General features: G+C 36.1%; 15 protein-coding genes. 5 read left to right on the top strand and 10 right to left on the bottom strand.

Translation table 11 applies throughout. The annotated features are described in order from the left end of the window. The 4 genes from radC (at position 1) to RBH94_RS02820 (ending at position 3,702) form a co-directional block, all read left to right on the top strand. Entirely contained in the window at positions 1–699 is a 699-nt protein-coding gene (gene radC, locus RBH94_RS02835; RefSeq protein ID WP_307882273.1) for a DNA repair protein RadC, read from the top strand. Between the two features lie 30 nt (positions 700–729). Beyond that, the gene (locus tag RBH94_RS02830) at positions 730–2,031 is read left to right on the top strand and encodes a polysaccharide deacetylase family protein (protein WP_307882272.1); all 1,302 of its coding nucleotides are present in this window, start codon (positions 730–732) and stop codon (positions 2,029–2,031) included. Continuing rightward, positions 2,021–2,710 (top strand): YjjG family noncanonical pyrimidine nucleotidase, encoded by a 690-nt coding sequence (locus tag RBH94_RS02825; protein ID WP_307882271.1) that lies wholly within the window; start codon positions 2,021–2,023, stop codon positions 2,708–2,710. The genes RBH94_RS02830 and RBH94_RS02825 overlap by 11 nt, the downstream gene beginning before the upstream one ends. A 137-nt stretch (positions 2,711–2,847) precedes the next feature. Further along, positions 2,848–3,702, top strand: coding sequence for a hypothetical protein (locus RBH94_RS02820; RefSeq protein WP_307882270.1), 855 nt, complete (start codon positions 2,848–2,850; stop codon positions 3,700–3,702). A 53-nt stretch (positions 3,703–3,755) separates the two neighbouring features. On the opposite strand, the gene RBH94_RS02815 is transcribed toward RBH94_RS02820, so the two are convergent. Further along, the gene (locus RBH94_RS02815; protein ID WP_307882269.1) at positions 3,756–5,033 is read right to left on the bottom strand and encodes a replication-associated recombination protein A; all 1,278 of its coding nucleotides are present in this window, start codon (positions 5,031–5,033) and stop codon (positions 3,756–3,758) included. 202 nt (positions 5,034–5,235) lie between these two features. Here RBH94_RS02815 and RBH94_RS02810 point away from each other — a divergent pair, with 202 nt between their 5' ends. After that, positions 5,236–5,976, top strand: coding sequence for a rhomboid family intramembrane serine protease (locus RBH94_RS02810; RefSeq protein ID WP_307882268.1), 741 nt, complete (start codon positions 5,236–5,238; stop codon positions 5,974–5,976). Between the two features lies 1 nt (position 5,977). Here the strand turns inward: RBH94_RS02810 and rlmB are convergent, their stop codons facing one another. From rlmB to RBH94_RS02765, 9 genes are all read right to left on the bottom strand, one after another. Then, entirely contained in the window at positions 5,978–6,715 is a 738-nt protein-coding gene (gene rlmB / locus RBH94_RS02805) for a 23S rRNA (guanosine(2251)-2'-O)-methyltransferase RlmB (RefSeq protein WP_307882267.1), read from the bottom strand. A 58-nt stretch (positions 6,716–6,773) separates the two neighbouring features. Further along, positions 6,774–8,255 (bottom strand): aryl-sulfate sulfotransferase, encoded by a 1,482-nt coding sequence (locus tag RBH94_RS02800; protein WP_307882266.1) that lies wholly within the window; start codon positions 8,253–8,255, stop codon positions 6,774–6,776. 46 nt (positions 8,256–8,301) lie between these two features. Continuing rightward, complete coding sequence (locus tag RBH94_RS02795) at positions 8,302–8,799, bottom strand: lipid-binding protein (protein WP_307882265.1); 498 nt, start codon at positions 8,797–8,799, stop codon at positions 8,302–8,304. Positions 8,800–8,817: 18 nt separating this feature from the next. Further along, a complete protein-coding gene (locus RBH94_RS02790; RefSeq protein ID WP_307882264.1) occupies positions 8,818–9,486 on the bottom strand; it encodes an immunoglobulin-like domain-containing protein in 669 nt (222 codons plus the stop codon). A gap of 16 nt (positions 9,487–9,502) precedes the next feature. Next, complete coding sequence (locus RBH94_RS02785; protein ID WP_307882263.1) at positions 9,503–10,957, bottom strand: SusD/RagB family nutrient-binding outer membrane lipoprotein; 1,455 nt, start codon at positions 10,955–10,957, stop codon at positions 9,503–9,505. A 17-nt stretch (positions 10,958–10,974) separates the two neighbouring features. Continuing rightward, positions 10,975–14,151, bottom strand: coding sequence for a SusC/RagA family TonB-linked outer membrane protein (locus tag RBH94_RS02780; protein WP_307882262.1), 3,177 nt, complete (start codon positions 14,149–14,151; stop codon positions 10,975–10,977). Between the two features lie 222 nt (positions 14,152–14,373). Next, complete coding sequence (locus RBH94_RS02775; protein ID WP_307882261.1) at positions 14,374–15,102, bottom strand: hypothetical protein; 729 nt, start codon at positions 15,100–15,102, stop codon at positions 14,374–14,376. Between the two features lie 24 nt (positions 15,103–15,126). Further along, on the bottom strand, positions 15,127–16,743 hold the full coding sequence (locus RBH94_RS02770) for a RagB/SusD family nutrient uptake outer membrane protein (protein ID WP_307882260.1): 1,617 nt from the start codon (positions 16,741–16,743) through the stop codon (positions 15,127–15,129). A 28-nt stretch (positions 16,744–16,771) separates the two neighbouring features. After that, positions 16,772–19,900, bottom strand: a complete 3,129-nt coding sequence (locus RBH94_RS02765; protein ID WP_307882259.1) for a TonB-dependent receptor — start codon at positions 19,898–19,900, stop codon at positions 16,772–16,774. Positions 19,901–19,994 lie beyond the last annotated feature (94 nt).

Raw genomic sequence — 19,994 nt, 5'->3', positions numbered from 1 at the left:
ATGCACGAAAAATCAACATCGTTTTCTATTAAAAGCTGGAGTCAGGACGATCGGCCCCGTGAAAAATTACTCTACAAAGGAAAATCAGTTCTTAGTGATGCCGAGCTAGTTGCCATTTTAATTGGTTCGGGTAATCGAGAAGAGAGTGCTGTCGCTTTGTGTAAACGCATACTAGGAAGCGTAGATAATAATCTAAGCGCACTGGGGAAACTGTCGGTTAAACAATTAATGCAGTTTAAAGGTATAGGGGAAGCTAAAGCTGTTACAATTGCTGCAGCGCTTGAGTTAGGGCGGCGACGACGTGGAGAGGAAGCTTTAGAGAAAAAGCAAATCAGTTCCAGTCGGTCGGTTTTTGAAGTGATGCAGCCCGTTATTGGCGAACTGCAACACGAAGAGTTCTGGATTATTTATTTAAATAACTCCAATAAAGTGATTCAAAAGAATCAGTTAAGTAAAGGAGGTATTACAGGAACGCTGGTTGATGTACGTTTGGTGCTAAAAACGGCTTTAGAAGTTGGAGCTACCGGACTTATTTTGGCGCATAACCACCCGTCGGGAACGTTAAGACCAAGCGAGGCTGATAAGCAAATCACGGAAAAGTTAAAAACTGCTTCGCAAAGTTTAGATATTAAAGTCTTAGATCATCTTATTATAACAGAAAATGCATACTTTAGTTTCGCAGACGAAGGAATTCTATAATTTAGCTATAAATACTGCTCGCTATTACGTATGCTTTTAATTTATACACATAAAATAACACCACGTTTAAAGTATGTTTTTAAACATATATGTACGCGTATTTTAGGTGTTGAGGTCGATTTTACAACACAGATAGAAAGCTTCATTGCGCATGATAGTTTAAAAATGTCGTATACCAAACAACAGTTGGGTAACGAGTTTTTTATTAAAAGTCATGATATGTTGTTTGAACAGGGTTTAAGCGATGTAGAGGTGAATGTACAACCTTGGGAAGAGACTAAGAGTTTCTTTTCAGCAGGCGATAAAAGTGCTATTCCGTTCGATATTTTTGCAGCATCCTTTTATTTGTTATCGCGATACGAAGAGTATTTGCCACATGTAAAAGATGAATATGGCCGGTTTTTAGCAACCGAAAGTATAGCTTATAAGAATGGATTTTTAGAACAACCGGTTGTAGATATCTGGGCATTTAAATTCAGAGAAGCACTTCAGCTACAGTTTGAAGATTTTAGTTTTCCTGATCGCAAATACAGTATCAAGCCCATTATAGATGTGCCAACAGCATACCATTTTAAATTAAAAGGGGTGATGCGTGGTGTTGGCGGAACATTAAAGGAATTGTTTCAGCTAAAATTTAAAGCGCTTTACAATAGGTTTATGGTGAAATTCGGTTTACAACATGATCCTTACGATACCTTTAAATATATTATAAATAAACAGAAGCAGAGTAACTATAAGTTTTTGTTTTTCTTCTTATTAGGAGACTTTTCAACTTACGATAAAGGTACCAATCCCAACAGCAAACACTTTGTGTCACTTATAAAGCATGTTGCCGATTATTGTTATGTCGGGCTAAAGGCCTCTTATTTTGCGCTCGAAAATTCCGAGGTGTTAAAGAAGGAAAAGATGCGCATAGAAGATATTTTAAATGTGCCTCTGAAGGCATCTCGTCAGTCATTTTCAAAATTAAACCTTCCTGAATCTTACAGAAACTTGATAGAACATGAGATTTTAGAAGACTACACTATGGGATATGTCAATTACATGGGCTTTCGCGCGGGCACCTGCACCCCTTTTCTGTTTTACGATCTAGATTATGAAGTGCAAACACCTTTAAAAATTAATTCGTATCACCTTATGGATTATACCTTACTCAAGCAGCATTCGTTGTTAGATAAAAAGAAGGCCTTAAATAAAATAATTCGTGAAGTTAAAAAGGTGAAAGGAGAATTTATACCGGTATTTCATAATTATACGTTTAGTGATGTAGAACGATGGAAAGGTTTTAAAGAATTATTCAATATTATTTTAGATTCTCCAGATGAAGATTAACGGTATTACAGATATATTTTTTGATTTAGATCATACGTTGTGGGATTTCGACAGGAACTCCGAATTGGCTTTTGGAAAAATTTTAAAATTAAATCAAGTTGAGGTCGATTTACAGGAGTTTTTAACTCATTATAAAGCGATTAACTTACAATACTGGAAGTTATATCGTGATGAAAAAGTGGATAAGGCTTTTATGCGCTTCGGAAGATTAAACGATACGTTTAACGCATTAAATGTGATGGTAGCGGAAGAAGTTATTCATCAGTTAGCAGAAGATTATATAACGTATTTAACCGATCATAATTTTTTGTTTGATAATACGGTTGAAATTTTAGAGTATTTGTCGGTTAATTATAATTTACACATCCTATCGAATGGGTTTGAAGAGGTTCAAACTAAAAAACTTATTAAGTCAAATATCGATCACTTTTTTAAAACAGTAACCAACGGAGAGACTGTTGGTGTTAAAAAGCCAAACCCTAAAATATTTCATCATGCCATAAAACAGGCCAATACCTCTGTAGAAAAAAGCATCATGATAGGCGATGGTTTTGAAGCCGATATTCTAGGTGCTTTGGGGATAGGTATGGATGTTATTTATTTCAATGAATTTAATAAGGAAGTCGAAGTGCATTTAAAACAAGTGAAAAACTTATTGGAGTTAAAAAAATATTTATAACGTTTCAAATTATGCGATTTTAATATTTTTTACGTTTCAAAAAATAGAAGTAAATAACAAAACGTATATTTACTCAATTATCAAAAACAATAATGTATACGAGATTTATAATTTCAATTAAATTAGATATTACAACAATGAAAACTAAATTTTTATCGCTTTTAGTAATGTGTTTAGTGGCGGGGAGTTTGTTTGCGCAGACCAATTTAAACGCTTATAAATATGTTATCGTTCCTAATAAATATGATTTTTTAAAAGAAAAAGATCAGTATCAATTGAATTCGTTAACCCAATTTTTATTTGAAAAATATGGATTTACAGCTTTAAAGGAAGGGGAAGCCTACCCAGACGATTTGGTTAAGAATCGTTGTTTAGCCCTTAAATCTGATGCAATGAAAGATCCTGGGTTATTTAAAACTAAATTAACAATAGAGCTAAAAGATTGTAATGATGCCGTGGTATACACTACAAAAGTGGGGGAGAGTCGTGAAAAGGATTTTTACAGAGCTTATACTGAGGCTTTAAGAGATGCTTTTACCGATATTGAAGCATTGAATTACAAGTATGAGCCAAACTTAGCGGCTACCGCAACCACTACAGTCGTGGCAGCGACAAATACAAATCAGGAAATACAGGAATTAAAAAATGAAATTCAAGCTTTAAAAGAAAAGGAGGCCCAACAGGCCGCTAATGTTGCTGTAGTTCCGGTTGTTGCTGCTGAAAAAGTAGAAACGGCTAAGGAAGGAAAAACGATGGAAGCAGAAGTTAAAGAGGTTATGAATAGTGTGTTGTATGCTCAGGAAATAGAAAATGGCTATCAGTTAGTAGATGCAACACCTAAGGTGGTTTATAAAATTACTAAAACGGCACAGCCTAATTTATATATGGTAAACGGTGAAAATGCCATTATTTATAAAAAAGGAGATACTTGGGTTATTGAGTATAATACATCAGAAGGTACAAAACAGAAAGAGCTTAATATTAAGTTCTAAATCAAATCATAAAAATAAAAAAGGGAACCAATTGGTTCCCTTTTTTTATCGGGTTAATACCCATATTTATCTTTCCATCGTTGTTTTAAAAATTCGCGATGCGCATTTTCTCGAGCATTATTACCAGGTTCGTAAAATTTAGTATTTTTAATTTCATCAGGTAAAAACTCCTGAGGCGCAAAGTTGTTTTCGTAGTTATGGGCGTACTTATAGTTATCGCCATAACCTAATTCTTTCATAAGTTTGGTAGGTGCATTTCTAATATCTAAAGGCACCGATAAATCCCCGGTTTGTTTTACGATTTGTTGCGCCTTACCAATAGCTGTATAGGCAGCATTACTTTTTGGTGAGCATGCTAAATATGTTGCACACTGACTTAAAATAATACGCGATTCAGGATAACCAATGGTTGAAACTGCCTGAAAAGTATTATTCGCAATAACCAGTGCTGTGGGGTTGGCATTGCCAATATCTTCACTGGCTGATATTAACAATCGGCGGGCGATAAACTTTTCATCTTCACCGCCTTCAATCATTCTGGCTAACCAGTATACAGCACCATTTGGGTCACTACCACGAATTGATTTTATAAAAGCAGAAATAATATCGTAGTGCTGGTCGCCGGTTTTATCGTAACGAACCGTGTTGTTCTGAACCTTTTGTAAGACACTATCGTCAGTAATAATAATATTATCTGATTCCTCTGAATTGATGATGAGTTCAAATATATTAAGTAATTTTCTGGCGTCGCCACCAGAGAGTTTCAAAAGCGCATTAGTTTCTTTAAGCGTTATTTTTTTCTCTGATAGCTGGACGTCTTCATTAATGGCACGTTGTAAAAGTGTTTCTAAATCGGCTTTTTCAAAAGGTTTTAAAATATAGACCTGACAACGTGATAGTAATGCCGAAATTACTTCAAAACTTGGATTTTCAGTTGTAGCACCAATTAGGGTTACCCAGCCTTTTTCAACCGCTTGAAGTAACGAATCCTGTTGCGATTTACTAAAACGATGAATCTCATCGATAAATAAAATAGGGTTTTTTGTTGTAAACAGTCCTCCGCTTTGTTTGGCTTTATCAATGACTTCTCGAACATCTTTTACACCAGAACTTATGGCACTTAAGGTATAAAATGGTCGGCCCGATTCTGTCGCAATGATATTTGCAAGCGTGGTTTTTCCAATACCTGGTGGTCCCCAAAAAATCATGGAAGGGATTAAGCCTTGTTTTATTTGATTGGTTAAAACGCCATGCTCGCCAACCAGATGTGTCTGGCTAACGTAGTCTTTTAAGGTTTTTGGTCTTAAACGTTCTGCTAAAGGTTCATTCATGACTGTAAAATTAAAGGAAATTTTTAAGTTTTTGCTGTGACCTTGCAAAAAAGCAAAGTCGGCCGCGTATTCTATCCTGAGTGCAGTCGATGGGCTATATTTTTTCATATTAAAAAGGAAACTGCTTCTATACCTTACCCAAGAGGTCTGCCATTTTAGCACTAAGTATAATATTGGAGAACTATTTGCTATATTTAGTACAATGAAGACACACAAACATTTCCATTTTTCAACGGGTGTTATCGCTTACCCTTTATTTTTTGTGCTTTTTATTTGGGTGATATTTTGGGCAGAGGTGCGTTTTGGATTCCGGTTGAGTAAATATGGAATCTATCCACAAAGTCTAAAAGGGTTGAGAGGTGTTTTATTTAGTCCGTTGATTCACGGAAGCATAAAGCACTTAGCGCATAATTCGGTGCCTTTATTGGTACTTAGTACTGCCTTATTTTATTTCTACAGGCCAATCGCTTGGAAAGTTCTTGGTTATGGTATTCTTGTTTCTGGTTTTTTAACATGGTGTATAGGTCGACCATCCTATCATATTGGAGCCAGCGGACTTATATATGTGTTAGTGAGTTTTATATTTTTTAAAGGTGTTTTTGCTAAGCACTACCGGTTGATTGCATTATCCCTTTTGGTCGTCTTTCTTTATGGAAGTATGATTTGGTATACCATGCCAATAGAGAAAGGTATTTCCTGGGAAGGACATTTGTCAGGTTTAATTACAGGTTTGTTATTTGCTTTTATTTTTAAAAAGTCGATTGCCAAGCCTAAAAAATACGTTTGGGAACAACCCGATTATAACGAAGATGATGATCCGTTTTTAAAACATTTTGATGAGAATGGCAATTTTATAGAACATATTGAACCTGAAGTAGAAGAGGAGCAAGAGTCCATTATTATCAGTTACTCATACAAAGAGCAGAAAAACGAGGAAAATTAGTTTACTTTAAACGTTGTCTAACGGCTTCGTATAAAAATGCACCACAAGCAACAGATACATTTAACGACCCTATTTCACCCAATAAAGGTAATTTAGCTTTAGCATCAACTACTTTTAAAGTAGATGGATTGATACCGCGATCTTCAGACCCCATAATTATAGCACAAGGTTCAGTAAAATCTACATCGTAGAGGGTTTCGTTTGTTTTCTCGGTGGCAGCAACAACTTTAATACCTGATGCCTGCATATAGAAAACCGCGTCTTTAATGTGGTCTACCTTACAGATTGGAATTTTAAAAACGGCACCAGCACTGGTTTTAATGGTATCGCCATTTACAGGGGCACCACCTTTCTTCTGAATAATAATACCATCAACGCCGGTACATTCCGCCGTACGGATAATAGCACCGAAATTACGAACGTCACTTAACTGATCTAATAAAAGGAATAGTGGTGTTTTACCAGATTCGGTTACTTGCATCACTAAGTTTTCTAAATCGTGAAAAGCGATAGGTGAAATTTGAGCAACGGCTCCTTGATGATTGCCTTTGGTAAGACGATTTAATTTTTCAACAGGAACATACGATGAATTAATAGAATGTTGACGTAGTACAAATTCTAATTCGGAAAACAAGTCACCTTTTAATCCTTTTTGAAGGAATACTTTATCAATTGTTTCGCCTGCATTTATAGCTTCTATGATGGCTCTAATACCAAATATTTGTGTTTGTTCTTGCATGGCGCAAAGGTATAAAAAAAACCATCCTAAAAATAGGACGGTTTCATAATATATAGGGTTACATACAATTGCCCAAATTGGGGTCTAACTCAATAGGTGAACCAGGCGTTAAAGTTTTATTTTTGAAGGCAGGATAATTGGTTGAATATTTGAATGCTCTGAAAACAGCGTTATCAACACCTTCATCCCCTTGTTTTAGAATACCTGATCCAGATTCAGGATTAACATATTCCCATATAATCTCATCATTAGTATTTATTTCGAAAAAATGTCCACGTTGCCCTTCGCATATTAAGGTATTACCGTTTGGTAGCCTTTGTGCGCTTGATATAATTTCTGAGAGGAAGGAACCAATATTTTTATATTGCCATTCGGGTTGTTTTGGAGCAAAGGGTAACCCATCGGTAAAGCTGTAATTACCATTGTTGTCTTTGGTTGGGCTAATAAGATCAACCGATGAATAAGCAACAGGTGATTCTCTGTCAAGCCCATTGTTAAAAACCAAAATTTTGCCTCCGTCTGAATAATTATTTGGAATCCAGTGTGGGTAATGTTGACCATAAAGGGTTCTGTCATTTTCTGTCCCTAATTGGTATACTGCCGGATTTCCCCATCGGTATAATATATCTCCCCCTTTGCCTTTTTTACCTCCACTACTGGAAGCAGCTTCTAAGCTAGTGGTTGAATGATCAATAATCATAAATTCGCTTGTCCCTTGGAAACTTATAATAATCTCATCTAAATCTTCATTGTATTGAATAGAATTTGCATGTAGCCAATCGGCTTTTCCATTGTACCTTCCTATGTAATTTATGTCCATTAGTTGTGGGTTTTCACTAATAGTTCCAAAATTCGCTTTTGTTGAATCAAAATCTTGTACTAAATGGTCCCAAATATTCCATTCCCAAACGATGTTTATTGCGTTATTTCCAATCGGTTCAATCTCAATTATCTGTTCATTGTATAATTCAGAATCGGTTAACGTTTCCGGATCTCGTCCTGCATCAATACATTCCTGTAAATTTTTGCGTGTAGCGATTAATAATAGGATGTTTCCATTCTTCAATGGAATAGCATCATGATGATGACTAAATTGATCAGATGAATATTCATAACTCCAGATCAAGTTATCATTCCAATCTTTTATCTCAATAGCGCCGCCAATCCCCCCAATAGCAATATTTTCATTTAGTATTTCACCAGCTCTAAGAATAGATCCATTTTCTAAGAGATAGACAGACTTTCCTGATTTGTATTTACTAGTCCATTTGTTAATGACCTGACCGCAATTGTTAATAAGGTAGGTGTCTGTAGATTTTGAAGAAGTAAAAAGTGTGTAGCCGTCAAAAACTTTAAGCTTTTTTTGCGTTACTCCCACTGTATTTGTTGAAGGGATATCAATTTCTTCTTCGGGAATATTTGGTTCTATTGGGACGTTATTGTCATTAGAACAAGAACAAAGAAATAAATAAAGTAGGAGGGTGATAAAAAATGGTTTCATTGGTTTGTATGAATAGTTTTGTAAAAATAAAGCTGCCATATGGCAGCTTTATTTATTAATTATCATAAAATTTGCTTATACAATTTTAATGTTCATCTTCTGCAAATCCGGTTCTTTTATAGCCTTTAATGGTGTAAATAGTACCAGGGTCATCAGAGAATTCAATGTCAAAAGAGATACCATCTGTCATGTTTCCTCCAGAAGTTTCAGTGTCTCCTTGAGTAACTTTACCATTTGTAATGGTTACAGTTATATCGTAGCCATCAACACTACTTTCTAAATCTGTACCGGCAAAAGACATATCACTGATATTTACAGGCGTTTTAGATTTAAACCACCAGATGTGTTGATGATCATCAACCCACATTTCATCTGTATTCGCTGCTGTATTATAAGTAGAAATTAATTGGTAATCTAAAGCAAGGTTTTCTCCTACAAATGTTTGAACATACCAATCGCCAGCCATTTTTTCAACAGCTGTACCACCTGGATTAGGATCTTCTACTTCATCACATGATACAAACGACGTCACTAAAAATAAAGTTAGTAACGGAATGGCTATATATTGTTTTATTGTTTTCATATCTATCATTGTTATTAATTAAGGAGTTACTTTGGTCATTTTAACATCAAATCCAAAGGCATAATCAGTAAGTGTTGCTGTCCATGTCATTTCTTTTCCATCAGAGCTAACAACACCGTTAGTTAAAGAACAAGGTCCGAAACCGCCAGCGCCACCAGCAGCAGAAGTTACTGTGCCTCCAGCAACATCAACACTGATGATTGCAGGGAATGCATATGCGTTACCATATCCAACACCAAACTCATAATATCCTCCCATAAGGTCAGAAATATTAAAATCACCATCACCTCTAGAAGATATTAATATTGGTCCTCCAAATCCTCTACTGATTCTAATGCCATCATAAACACCGGCTACACTACCATCATTTTCATATATAATGACTGTTCTTGATGCTGTTGCTTCAAATCCATCTGAATTGGCAGCAGCATAAGTAATGGTGTAAAATCCAGGTGTAGTGGTGTCAAGGTCACCAGATGTGGAATATTCAATAGCAGATCCACCAACAGAAGCGTTAGCTCCAGGGTCATTAAACGGTTGACCAACTTCAGAATATACTAAGGCGTCACCATTTATAGTTAACTCAGGGTACACCGTAATCTGAGAAACATCATCTGTGCTTTCAACGTCACAGGAGAACGTAAGCGCTCCTAATAGAGCTAAAAATATTATACTATACTTTTTCATTTAAATCTTTTTTAAATTAGTTTACATCATACCAAACCGGTTCTGTAATTTTAATTACAGTATTCGGTGCATTCGAATTTCTTTGGCTTTCATCTTGAGGATACTCAAGTCTTTTTGGAAATAAACCTCCAGTAAGACCTTCTACAGAATATGCGAATTGGCCTGGTACGTATGACAACTCAGATTGACTTACAGCTGATTCTTGAGGATAACCTGTTCTGTTGTGTTCGAAGAAGGCTTCGAATCCGTTTCCTGGGAATAGAGATACCCATTTTTGAACCACAATTGCTTCAATATTTTCTGCATCTGTTCCGTTAGGGTAAGCATAAGCTCCTGAAATAAATGAGCTTGCATCTTCACCCCATTGATCAAAAGCTGCAGTTAATCCAGCCTCGTATAAAGCTTGAGCTCCATTACCTCCCATGTATCTTACTCTTGCTTCAGCTTGTAAAAATAAGCTTTCTGCTAAAGACATAAAGTAGTAAGGATCTTCAGGTGCTAATTCTACTACAGACGAAGTAGATGAACCATCTTCAAAATCCCCTTGATTTTGAAAACTTGTGCCATCATAAAAATAACTTAACCTGGTATCTGAATTTGCTTGTAAGAAGCTTCCCATTGTTGTACTCGCTCTTAAGTTTGTAGCAACATTTAGTTGACGTCTATCAGTTTCATATAATGGGTTACTTTTACTATCCTCGTCTGTAAATTGAGTAATTGCAGCATCTGAAGATAGGAAAGTTGCACCAGAGTTCATTAAAGTTGTAATTCCGCTTTGAGCAACAGAAGGGCGAACTTCAGACTGTCTTAAGTATAACTTTAAAAGCATTGTGTTCGCAAATGCTTTCCATTCATCCATATCACCTTCAAAGACAAAATCCGTGTCTCCTGGAGCGTTATCGATTGGAGAAGCAGATAAATCTTTACTTAAAGCTCCTTTTAAGTCCGAAACCATCAAATCGTAAACTTCTTCAGCTGTATTGAATGCAGGGTTTAAAATAGCAGTATTATTTGCTTCTGCATAAGGAATAGAGCCATAAAAGTCAATTAAAATTTGATTTGCATATACTTCTAAAGTCGTTGCTATTAAATAATAGTTCCAATTTTCTTCGGCTAAAGCATTTGCTTTAATATTTCTAACATCTGTTAAAGCATCAAACATTGAAGACCAAGCTCCATTAATCATGTTATCGGTCGTGTTTAATGAATAATCATCAATTTGTTTGTACTGATTAGCAACGGCACTTTGCGTCCAATATTGACTCCAAAATCCTCCAAAAATTGCAAAATAAGATCCTGCACTACCAGCAATACCTGTTAATGCAGCAGGTAATTCAGAAGCCATTGGTACGGCATCAGGTGCTAACAAATCCGGATCTGTATTAATATCTAAATCTGTGTCACATCCCATAAAGAATACAACAACGGCAGTCATAAAGAGACTAGATATTTTTCTATATGTATTTTTCATTTTATATTTTTTTTTAATTAAAATCCTATTTTAACACTAGCTCCATAAGATCTTTGTGAAGGGTTAGTCGCAAACTCTCCAAATTCACTACGAATTCCTCGACCGTAAGTTGTTGTTTCAGGGTCAATATAAGAGTTATCAGAAGGAGTCCATAGGAATAAATTCTTTCCGTAAACAGAGAAAGTTAAACTACTTAAGTTTAAATCACTAATCATTTTCGAAGGAAAGCTGTAAGAAAGTGAAGCATCTCTTAAACGAATAAATGTTTTATCGATAATATTATCTCCTTCAATAGCGGAGTTTCTTTGTGTATTGTAGAAGCCAGTTACAGATTCGAAATCAACAGCTGTTGTGTTTTCAACATAACCACCATTACCATCAGGAACAACTGAATTAGGAACAATCCAAGGGTTTCTGTCGTTATATGTAGTTTCTACACCGTTACCTACGAAATAATTAAGACGTTTGGTGTAAGAATACATTTGCCCACCTTCTTTCCAGTCCCAACTCATGTTAAAACGGAAGTTCTTGTAAGTTAGGGTATTTTTAAGACCCATGATAAAATCTCTTTGAGAATTTCCTAATTCTACTTCTGTACCGTCATATGTATAGTATCCAGTATTTGGATCAACAATATAAGCACCATCATCATTTTTCGCTGGAGCAGGACCATAAAATGTTCCAAGTGGTTTACCTTCCTCAGCATAGAAGTTAATGTTATAAGCATTGTAAACAGATACTTTACCGTCGTCGTTGTTTACTTTGGTTACTTCATTGTCATTTTTGGTAAATGTATAGTTGATTTCCCATTGGAAATTGTCTGATACGATTGGTTTAGCTGATAACAATAACTCAACACCTTTGTTAGTTAAGTCAGCATAGTTACCTGTAATCGTACTGTATCCTGTTGAACGAGCAATAGGAAGGTCAACAATTAAGTCTTTTGTTTTTCTGTTGTAATAAGTTGCGTCTAGTGTAATACGTCTGTTAAATAAACCTAACTCTAAACCTAACTCGATTTCATCAGTAATTTCAGGTTTTAAACTTTGGTTTTCAATACGTCCGAAAATTTCATAAGCATTAACTCCTCCGAAAGGATATGTTATTTGGCCAAAGTAGGCATCATTTGCCGATTGACCTGCTGTTGATAGTACCTGGTACATTCCTGTATCATTACCAATTCTAGCCCAACTTCCTCTTAATTTTGCGAAAGTACTACCACTGTCTAGTAATATCGCTGCAAGGGAAGCAGAAGGATAGAAGTACGAGTTGTTTTCAAGAGGAAGCGTAGAAGAACTATCATTTCTTGCTGTAATAGTTAAGAAATATCTTTCTAAGAACCCTAATTCTACTTGGCTATACACACCAAATACTCTTCTTAAATAATCACTTTGTACTAACGTAGGAGTTGCTGCTGAATTTGCTAACTCATAATAATTAGGTAAGTCTAGACCCTTAACTGTTACACTTAATAGGTCACCGTTTCTTTCATTATAGTTAAAACCAACCAACGCATCAAGTCTTAGGTTTTCTGTTAAATCTTTTCCGTAATTTAAGTTTAAATATGTATCAAATTGACGGTTAGTATATTTTGATTCTTGAACAGAACCAACTACACCGTTAGCTGCAGCATTATCTTGAGGAGAACCCGGAATGTAATCAACAATAGCACCCCAACGTTTTACACTTTCGTTATCAATATCTGTACTTACTTGGTAACTAGCAGAGAAATCATCAGAGAATTGATATGTGAAGTTAACATTACCGAAGAAACGATCTTTTTTAATAGCTACATTGTTGTTAACCAAAGTTGTGTAAGGGTTTGATGCGTAAGGTGTAAAGAAGTAACTAGGAGTATTGAAAATTAGTGATTGATCAGCCATATCAACAATACTTAAGTCCACAGGCATTTGAATTACTTCTTGAGTTAAAGATTTACCAAAACCAGCATCATCTCCTTGACCTGTTGGAATAGCCTTTTGTTCTTTGTGCGCATAGTTTCCACTAACACGAACTTTAAATTTGTCTGAACCGATACCGGCATTAACACCAAAATTGTTTTTTATAAAACTATCGCCATCTGTTGGGAAAATACCATCAACGTCAACTCTAGAATAAGTAAACGATACATCTGATTTTTCTCCACCACCTGATATAGAAACAGAGTTGTTATAGGCATGACCAACATCGTAAAAATCTCTAACGTTATCTTCTAGAGCAACATATGGTTTAATTAATTGAGAATTGTCAATAATTCTACCCCAAGGTCTTACTTCGCCGTTAAAAGGCGCTCCCCATGATCCATTCTCATTACTGGCAGCTAAACTACCTTCCCCGATAACCGAAGAATAAGATAAACCATTCCATCCTTGTCCAAATTCTTGTTGAGTATGTGTAACTCTAGCCACTTCAGAAAAGTCTACTGAAGAAGAAATATTTACTCTTAATTTGTTTTTTCCTTTCTTGGTTGTGATTAAAATAACACCATTAGCTCCTCGAGAACCGTAAAGAGCAGTTGCTGCCGCACCTTTAAGGAAGTTGATGTTTTCAATGTTATTTGGGTCGATATCATTGATACCAGAACCAGCATCGAAAGAACTTGTACTACCTACACTACTATTCGAGGTGTCTAGAATTGGCGAGCCATCTATAACATATAAAGGATTATTACTTCCAGTGATGGAGCTAAAACCTCTAAATATTACTTTGGTAGAAGCCCCTGGTTGTGCTGGAGCAGAAATGTCTACACCGGCAATTTTACCAGACATGGTTTCTAAAGGATTAGCTGTGGCGACCTCAGTTAGTTCTTCACTTGTAACCTTAGTTGCTGCATAACCTAAAGATCTAGCTTGTCTTGCTTGACCAAATGCGGTTACAACAACTTCTTCCAGAGCTGCTGCATCTTCTTCTAAGGTAACATTAATAGTACTTGATGCACCTACAACGACTTCTTTAGAACCGTATCCTACGAAGCTAAAAACCAAAGTAGACCCTTGGCTTGCTTGGATAGAATAATTACCGTCGAAATCAGAAGAAGTACCTGTCATCGTACCTTTTACTAAGACTGTAGCTCCCGGTAAAGGCAGACCGTAATTGTCTGAAACCGTACCTGAAATAGTCTTTTCTTGTGCGAAAGTTAATTGCACAACAAACGCTAGTAATAGCGTTAGAATTCCACTAAACTTTGTTTTCATTTTATAATTATTTGAATTAGTCAGGTTCAAAAATCAAAATAAAAAGTTAAATAAACAATAAATTAAGGTTAAAATTTTTTTAGAAGCTTTGTATTTATCTACTGTTATCGTTTGTTTTTGGACAATTCCCTCGCAGATTTTGTTATTTAAATTTGCCTTTAAAAATAAAAGGGAACCCTTTAAAAGAGTTCCCTTAATTTAAAAAATCAAAGTTTTTAATTTTTACTTTGTATCGAATGCGGTAGATACTTCAGCATCAAATTCACCATCATTAGAGATTTTAACTTCACCATCAATAGATAGAGTATAAGATCCTAAATTAGCACCATCAAACATACCGTCTCCATAAGCATCGAATATAGTTAATGTGTAATCGCGTCCTGAGCATAATGTAAGACTTTCTGAAGCTGTACCTGCGCTGCGAGCATATGGTCCGCCTGAAAGGACAACCCCGCCAAGGGCATCTGTTATTTCCCAAGACGTTTCATCAGAGTAGGTGTCAAAAACAAAATCTAAAGTACCCGTAACTTCTGTACAATTTTGGATGTATTCTACAGCAGTAGAACCTCCATTGTCGTATCCTGACGCTACATCAGTGAAGCTTAATTCAATTCTGTTAATACCTATCCCTAAATCGACGTCAGATAAAGTAAGGGTAAATTTACCTTCGTTACTTCCGCTAGGCACAGTAACCGATGTTGGGATGCTATAAGAACCATCGGCAGCTCCAGAAGCATCAGCTTCAATATTAAAAGTAACATCAGAACTTACTTTTGATGATGTATAAACATATACATCAATGGTATTTGATCCTCCTACGTCTACACCTGTAGAATACGTGGTGTCTCCAAATGAAACATAATTAAGTGATGACTCAAATTGATCCTCATCACAGTTTTGTAACACTACAAAGGAGATTATTAGTAAAAATATATTTATTGTTTTTTTCATAATTTCAATGTGTTAAGTTAAACCTTAGTTTTGGTCTGCTTCGGTTAAGAATGGATTTGCATCAAGTTCATCTTGTGGAATTTGGAAAATCCAGTCGTCGTTAACAGATGGTTTGTCTTGCATAAATCCAGCTTGATAAAGTACTTCTGAAGCACCAGAATTTGTTTGGTCTAAACCTTCGTCCCATCTAATGTTGTCGTGGTAACTAAAGCCTTCTCCCCATAACTCAACACGTCTTTGCCATTTAATTTCATCCATAAGTTGGGCTTGCGTAGTAAAAGCTGTTTTGTCAAATGCAGAATCTCTTGCAGAACCTAAGATGTCTAAGGCATTTTGAGCACCGCTAACGTCATTTAACATGGCTTTAGCTTCGGCTTCAATTAAAACCATTTCAGAAGAACGCATGTAAATAACGTCATCAGGATCGATGCCACCTGGATTTTTTTGTTTGAACTTAACATTCATATAAGGATGGGTGTTGTGTCCAGAAGTAGCTCCGTATTCCGTAATGATTGCTTCCCATGCATCCCAAAAATCATCAGCATTATCATAATTCGGGTCTGTTTCATAACTTCCTCCCAAATCGTTAGAAGCTGCAGGGTTTGTGTTCGGTGCTAATGGTAACCATCCTTTGTTTCTGTAATCTGTAGATGGGATTCTGTCGTACAGTTCTTTACTGATTAACTTAGGATTACTTCTGTTTTGACTTCCGTTGAAAGCGAAAGCAACATAATAGAAGTATGATTGATAGTAATTGGTTTCTGTATCAATTACGTAACCACCCCAAATAACTTCAGATAAATCGTTGGTATTAAATCCAGATAACCAACCGCTTTCATCAAGTAAAGGGTATCCGTTTCTAGCTAAAGCTGCGTTATCAGCTGCGATTTGCCAGTCACCTTTTGATAAAGCCACACGTGCTTTTATTCCGTATGCTGCATTTATTGAGATATGAGATTTGTCTTCTGGAGCACTCGCTTTTCCTAAATAGGAAATTGCGGTATTAATGTCTGAATAAATTTGAGTGTAAACATCTTCAACAGTACCTCTTGGACCACCTTCGTATGGAGCTCCTTCATTTAAAAGGATAGGTACACCTGGGTCGGTACTAGGGTTTCCAATTAGATAACCTTTAGAGAAGGTTGTAACTAATCTCCAGTATGCCCATGCACGGTAAGCGTAAGCTTGTCCTAAAACATTATTTAGTTTTTCTGTTTCGGTGAAATTACTACCTGCCGCTTTATTAATGATGGCATTAGCTACTTCAATAAAATGGTAACGTTGAAACCAAAGATTAAAACCAGTTGTAGCATTGGCATTGGTGTGAGAAGTCCATTTTAAATCTGATGTCATCCATCCGTTACCCGGAGAAGAGTGAATTATATTACCACCAACAGCATCAAACATTGGTAAGAAGTGACTTTCACCAGAACGGCTAGAAGTACCACCAGTTAATTGGTTTTGACCATACATCATTCTGTGCAGTCCGTTAACTACAAGGTACATGTTATCCTCGTTAGAAAGCGCAGTTGATTCAGAAATAGAATCGGTTGGAGCTGTCTCTAAATACTCTTCAGTACAGCCTACAAAGACCATTGCCGCAAAAGCAAGTAGGAATATATATTTTTTATTACGTATCATGTCTATTTTTTTTATTTTCTAATTAAAATTAAAATGCCACATTAACACCTAAAGAAATTACTCTATTCGGGTTGTAGTCGTTACCAGATGGAGTACCAGAAAGGTTGTATTGTGGATTTAATCCTGTTCTTTTAGCAAACATTGCTAAGTTTTCTCCTGTTACAAAAATTCTTAATTTATCAACACCAATTTGATCTGCGGTTGAAGAACTTAGGTTGTAAGCCAGGTTTATGTTTCTTAATGCTAAATAAGATGCATCTGTTAGCCATCTAGAAGATAAACTTGGAGCTAACAAAGTGTTACCATTCTCTAGTCTAGGTACGCTAGTAATGTCTCCAGGGTTTTTCCAAGCTTTTAAAGCATCTGGATGAAGTGATTCACCATATTCTCCCTGGTGCATCATGTCTGCATAACCGTAATCTAAAATGTCTCCTCCAATTTGGTAGGTAAATAAGAAATTAAGATCGATGTTGCCAAACGAAAAGCTATTAGAAATAGAACCAATTAAGTCTGGTACAGCACTAGCTCCTACGTATCCTTTTCCTGCATCTAAATAATCATTTGTTGTAGCATGGGTGCCATTGTCGTTTAATACAGGAACTCCAACAGCGTCTTCTGTTTCTTCATACATATAGAATAAAGCATCACCATTACTTGGATCAACTCCGGCATAGTCGTATACGAAGAAATCGAATCTTGAACGTCCTTCTTCCCAACGTTTAGAGCCGTCTATGAAAGGACTAGGAAGGTAGGTAATTTCATTTTTAAGGGTTGAAGCATTGATTCCTAAGTTCCATGTGAAGTTCTTCTTGTTTACGATTAAACCGTTTAATCCTATTTCTAGACCTTGGTTGAATAAATCTCCTACGTTATCCGGAGCTTCAATTTGTCCTTCAGAAGGAGGAATTGGCACGTTGTATAATAAATCAGATGATATTTTTTTGTAGAACTCAAAAGCACCTGTTAAGCGGTTATTGAATAATCCAAACTCTAAAGCAACATCCCAACTTTCAGATGTTTCCCATTGTAGGTCTGCATTACCTGTAGTATCCCAACGAAGACCAGGAGTTCCAGCATTTGGGTAAATAGCGTAAAGGGGTTGAGAAACATAGTAATTACCTAATTGGTCGTTACCAACCTCTCCATAAGATCCTCTAAGTTTCAAATTGTTTACAAATGAAACATCTTTCATGAACTCTTCCTGGCTAATTCTCCAAGAACCTCCAAAAGAGTAGAAGGTACCCCATTTATTATTTGTAAATACAGAAGATCCATCTCTTCTTGCAGAAGCACTTAAATAATATTTATCTGCAAAGTTATAATTAAGTCTTCCAAGGAAACCTTCTAGTTTGTAATCTGTGCTACTACCACTAGCGTCTAATACAACTGAGAAGTTGTCCAGTTCGTAAATTCCTGAAATAGTCTCAGTGCTTTTAAAGGCGCTGTTTTCAGTGAAGTTTCTGTCGAAACTTTCATGACCTAAGGTTAAATCGAAATTATGATTTCCTAGCGATTTGTTATAAGTAATTAACTGGTTGAAGTTTTCAACAGTTCTTCTAAATCTGTTGTCTTGAAAACGAGCTGTTGGTGCTCCATCACCAACCTCAGGATTTTCGTAGCTTTTGTTGTAACTATCTTGAATATCCTGACCGTAAATTAAACTTACTTTTAAACCTTCAATAATGGTGAAATCAGCATTATATCTGAAACCGTAATTGTTTCTTTTTGTCAATTCGTTGTTAAGTATAGCTTCTTCTAAGGCATTACGTCCAACATTTGTCGGTCTAGATTGAATACCTAATGAAGAAATACTTTCACCGCGATCCCATCTTATGTTACCTGCTTCATCATAGATATAATCTCCGGTAGTAGGATCTAATAAATATGGAGAGTAAATAGATCCCATGTTTTTAGCAAAACCAAATACGTTTGCAATAGAGCTACCTCTAGAAGGAGAACCAGTGAATTTTTCACTTGCAAAGTTTACATTACCTCCCATAGATAACCAATCGGTAGCTTTGAATGTACCACTTAAACGACCAGTGGTTCTATCGTAACCACTTTGAATAACATAACCTTTCTCAGCTAAGTTAGAGGCTGAGAAAAATACAGAGTGGTTTTCACCTCCACCAGACACGTTCACAGAGTGGTTTTGTCTGCTTCCTGTACGCTCAAGTGCATCATACCAATCTAAATCTTTAGCAATTAGGTTGGCATTGGGATTAAGATTACCATCAGTGTCAACAATTTGATCGTTTGGAACATCGAAAGGGTTTCTTCCTAAACGGTTAAAAATAGTCGCCGAAGCTTGAGCTGCAGCAGCTGCATCTCCTCCTAATGAATTTTTGTATGACTGCCACATTAATTCATAGTATTCACCTGGATTAACCGCATCGTATTCGTCTATTCCTTTAGTTATAACACCAAATTGACTTGTCGCGTTAACAGTAATGCCAGATGCTTTTTTTCCTTTTTTCGTAGTAATAATAACAACTCCATTTGCAGCACGAGATCCGTAAAGTGAGGTTGAAGCTGCATCTTTTAAAACTGTGATAGACTCGATGTCATCCTGGTTTAATGTGCTTAGCCCTCCTTGGAAAGACACACCATCTACAATATATAGTGGGTCGGTGTCTCCATTTAAGGTTCCAACCCCTCTAATTACAATGCTGGGAGAAGATCCTGGTGATCCTGATGCTGATAAGAATTGCACACCCGTTGCATTACCTTCGATGGCAGCGACAGGCGATGTCAAAGGTCTCAACTCAAGACTTTCTGCTTCAACTACACTGGCAGAGCCGGTAAACGCTTCTTTAGTTGTAGTACCGAAAGCAACTACTACAACTTCTTCAAGTGCAGCAGCGTCCTCTGTCATTGTTACGTTAATAGTGTTTGAAGAGCCTACAGTAACTTCTTCAGAAGTGTATCCTACAAAACTGAAGACCAAGGTTGCTCCTTGGTTGGCTTGTATAACATACTTTCCATCGAAATCAGATGAGGTTCCTGATGATGTACCCTTTACAATAATAGTTGCTCCAGGTAAGGGTAGGCCATAGCTGTCTATAACTGTACCCGAAATAGTTTTTTCTTGTGCATAACTTAAATGCACCACAAACGCTAGTAATAGCGTTAGAATTCCACTAAACTTTGTTTTCATTATTTATAATTATTTGAATTAGTCAATGCCAAAAATCAAAATAAAAAGTTAATAAAACAATAAAAAATAGTTAATTTTTAAGTAGCACTATAAG

The organism is Aestuariibaculum sp. YM273 (assembly GCF_030908365.1).
Classification (GTDB): domain Bacteria; phylum Bacteroidota; class Bacteroidia; order Flavobacteriales; family Flavobacteriaceae; genus Aestuariibaculum; species Aestuariibaculum marinum.
This window is presented reverse-complemented; position numbering and strand designations above follow the sequence as displayed.

Bases quoted from the DNA above. Each gene is read 5' to 3' on its own strand.
- RBH94_RS02825 (WP_307882271.1), top strand. From the start codon at position 2,021: ATGAAGATTAACGGTATTACAGATATATTTTTTGATTTAGATCATACG.
- RBH94_RS02790 (WP_307882264.1), bottom strand. From the start codon at position 9,486: ATGAAAAAGTATAGTATAATATTTTTAGCTCTATTAGGAGCGCTTACG.
- RBH94_RS02830 (WP_307882272.1), top strand. From the start codon at position 730: ATGCTTTTAATTTATACACATAAAATAACACCACGTTTAAAGTATGTT.
- RBH94_RS02785 (WP_307882263.1), bottom strand. From the start codon at position 10,957: ATGAAAAATACATATAGAAAAATATCTAGTCTCTTTATGACTGCCGTT.
- RBH94_RS02810 (WP_307882268.1), top strand. From the start codon at position 5,236: ATGAAGACACACAAACATTTCCATTTTTCAACGGGTGTTATCGCTTAC.
- RBH94_RS02775 (WP_307882261.1), bottom strand. From the start codon at position 15,102: ATGAAAAAAACAATAAATATATTTTTACTAATAATCTCCTTTGTAGTG.
- radC (WP_307882273.1), top strand. From the start codon at position 1: ATGCACGAAAAATCAACATCGTTTTCTATTAAAAGCTGGAGTCAGGAC.
- RBH94_RS02800 (WP_307882266.1), bottom strand. From the start codon at position 8,255: ATGGCAGCTTTATTTTTACAAAACTATTCATACAAACCAATGAAACCA.
- RBH94_RS02765 (WP_307882259.1), bottom strand. From the start codon at position 19,900: ATGAAAACAAAGTTTAGTGGAATTCTAACGCTATTACTAGCGTTTGTG.
- RBH94_RS02815 (WP_307882269.1), bottom strand. From the start codon at position 5,033: ATGAATGAACCTTTAGCAGAACGTTTAAGACCAAAAACCTTAAAAGAC.
- RBH94_RS02820 (WP_307882270.1), top strand. From the start codon at position 2,848: ATGAAAACTAAATTTTTATCGCTTTTAGTAATGTGTTTAGTGGCGGGG.
- RBH94_RS02780 (WP_307882262.1), bottom strand. From the start codon at position 14,151: ATGAAAACAAAGTTTAGTGGAATTCTAACGCTATTACTAGCGTTTGTT.
- RBH94_RS02795 (WP_307882265.1), bottom strand. From the start codon at position 8,799: ATGAAAACAATAAAACAATATATAGCCATTCCGTTACTAACTTTATTT.
- RBH94_RS02770 (WP_307882260.1), bottom strand. From the start codon at position 16,743: ATGATACGTAATAAAAAATATATATTCCTACTTGCTTTTGCGGCAATG.
- rlmB (WP_307882267.1), bottom strand. From the start codon at position 6,715: ATGCAAGAACAAACACAAATATTTGGTATTAGAGCCATCATAGAAGCT.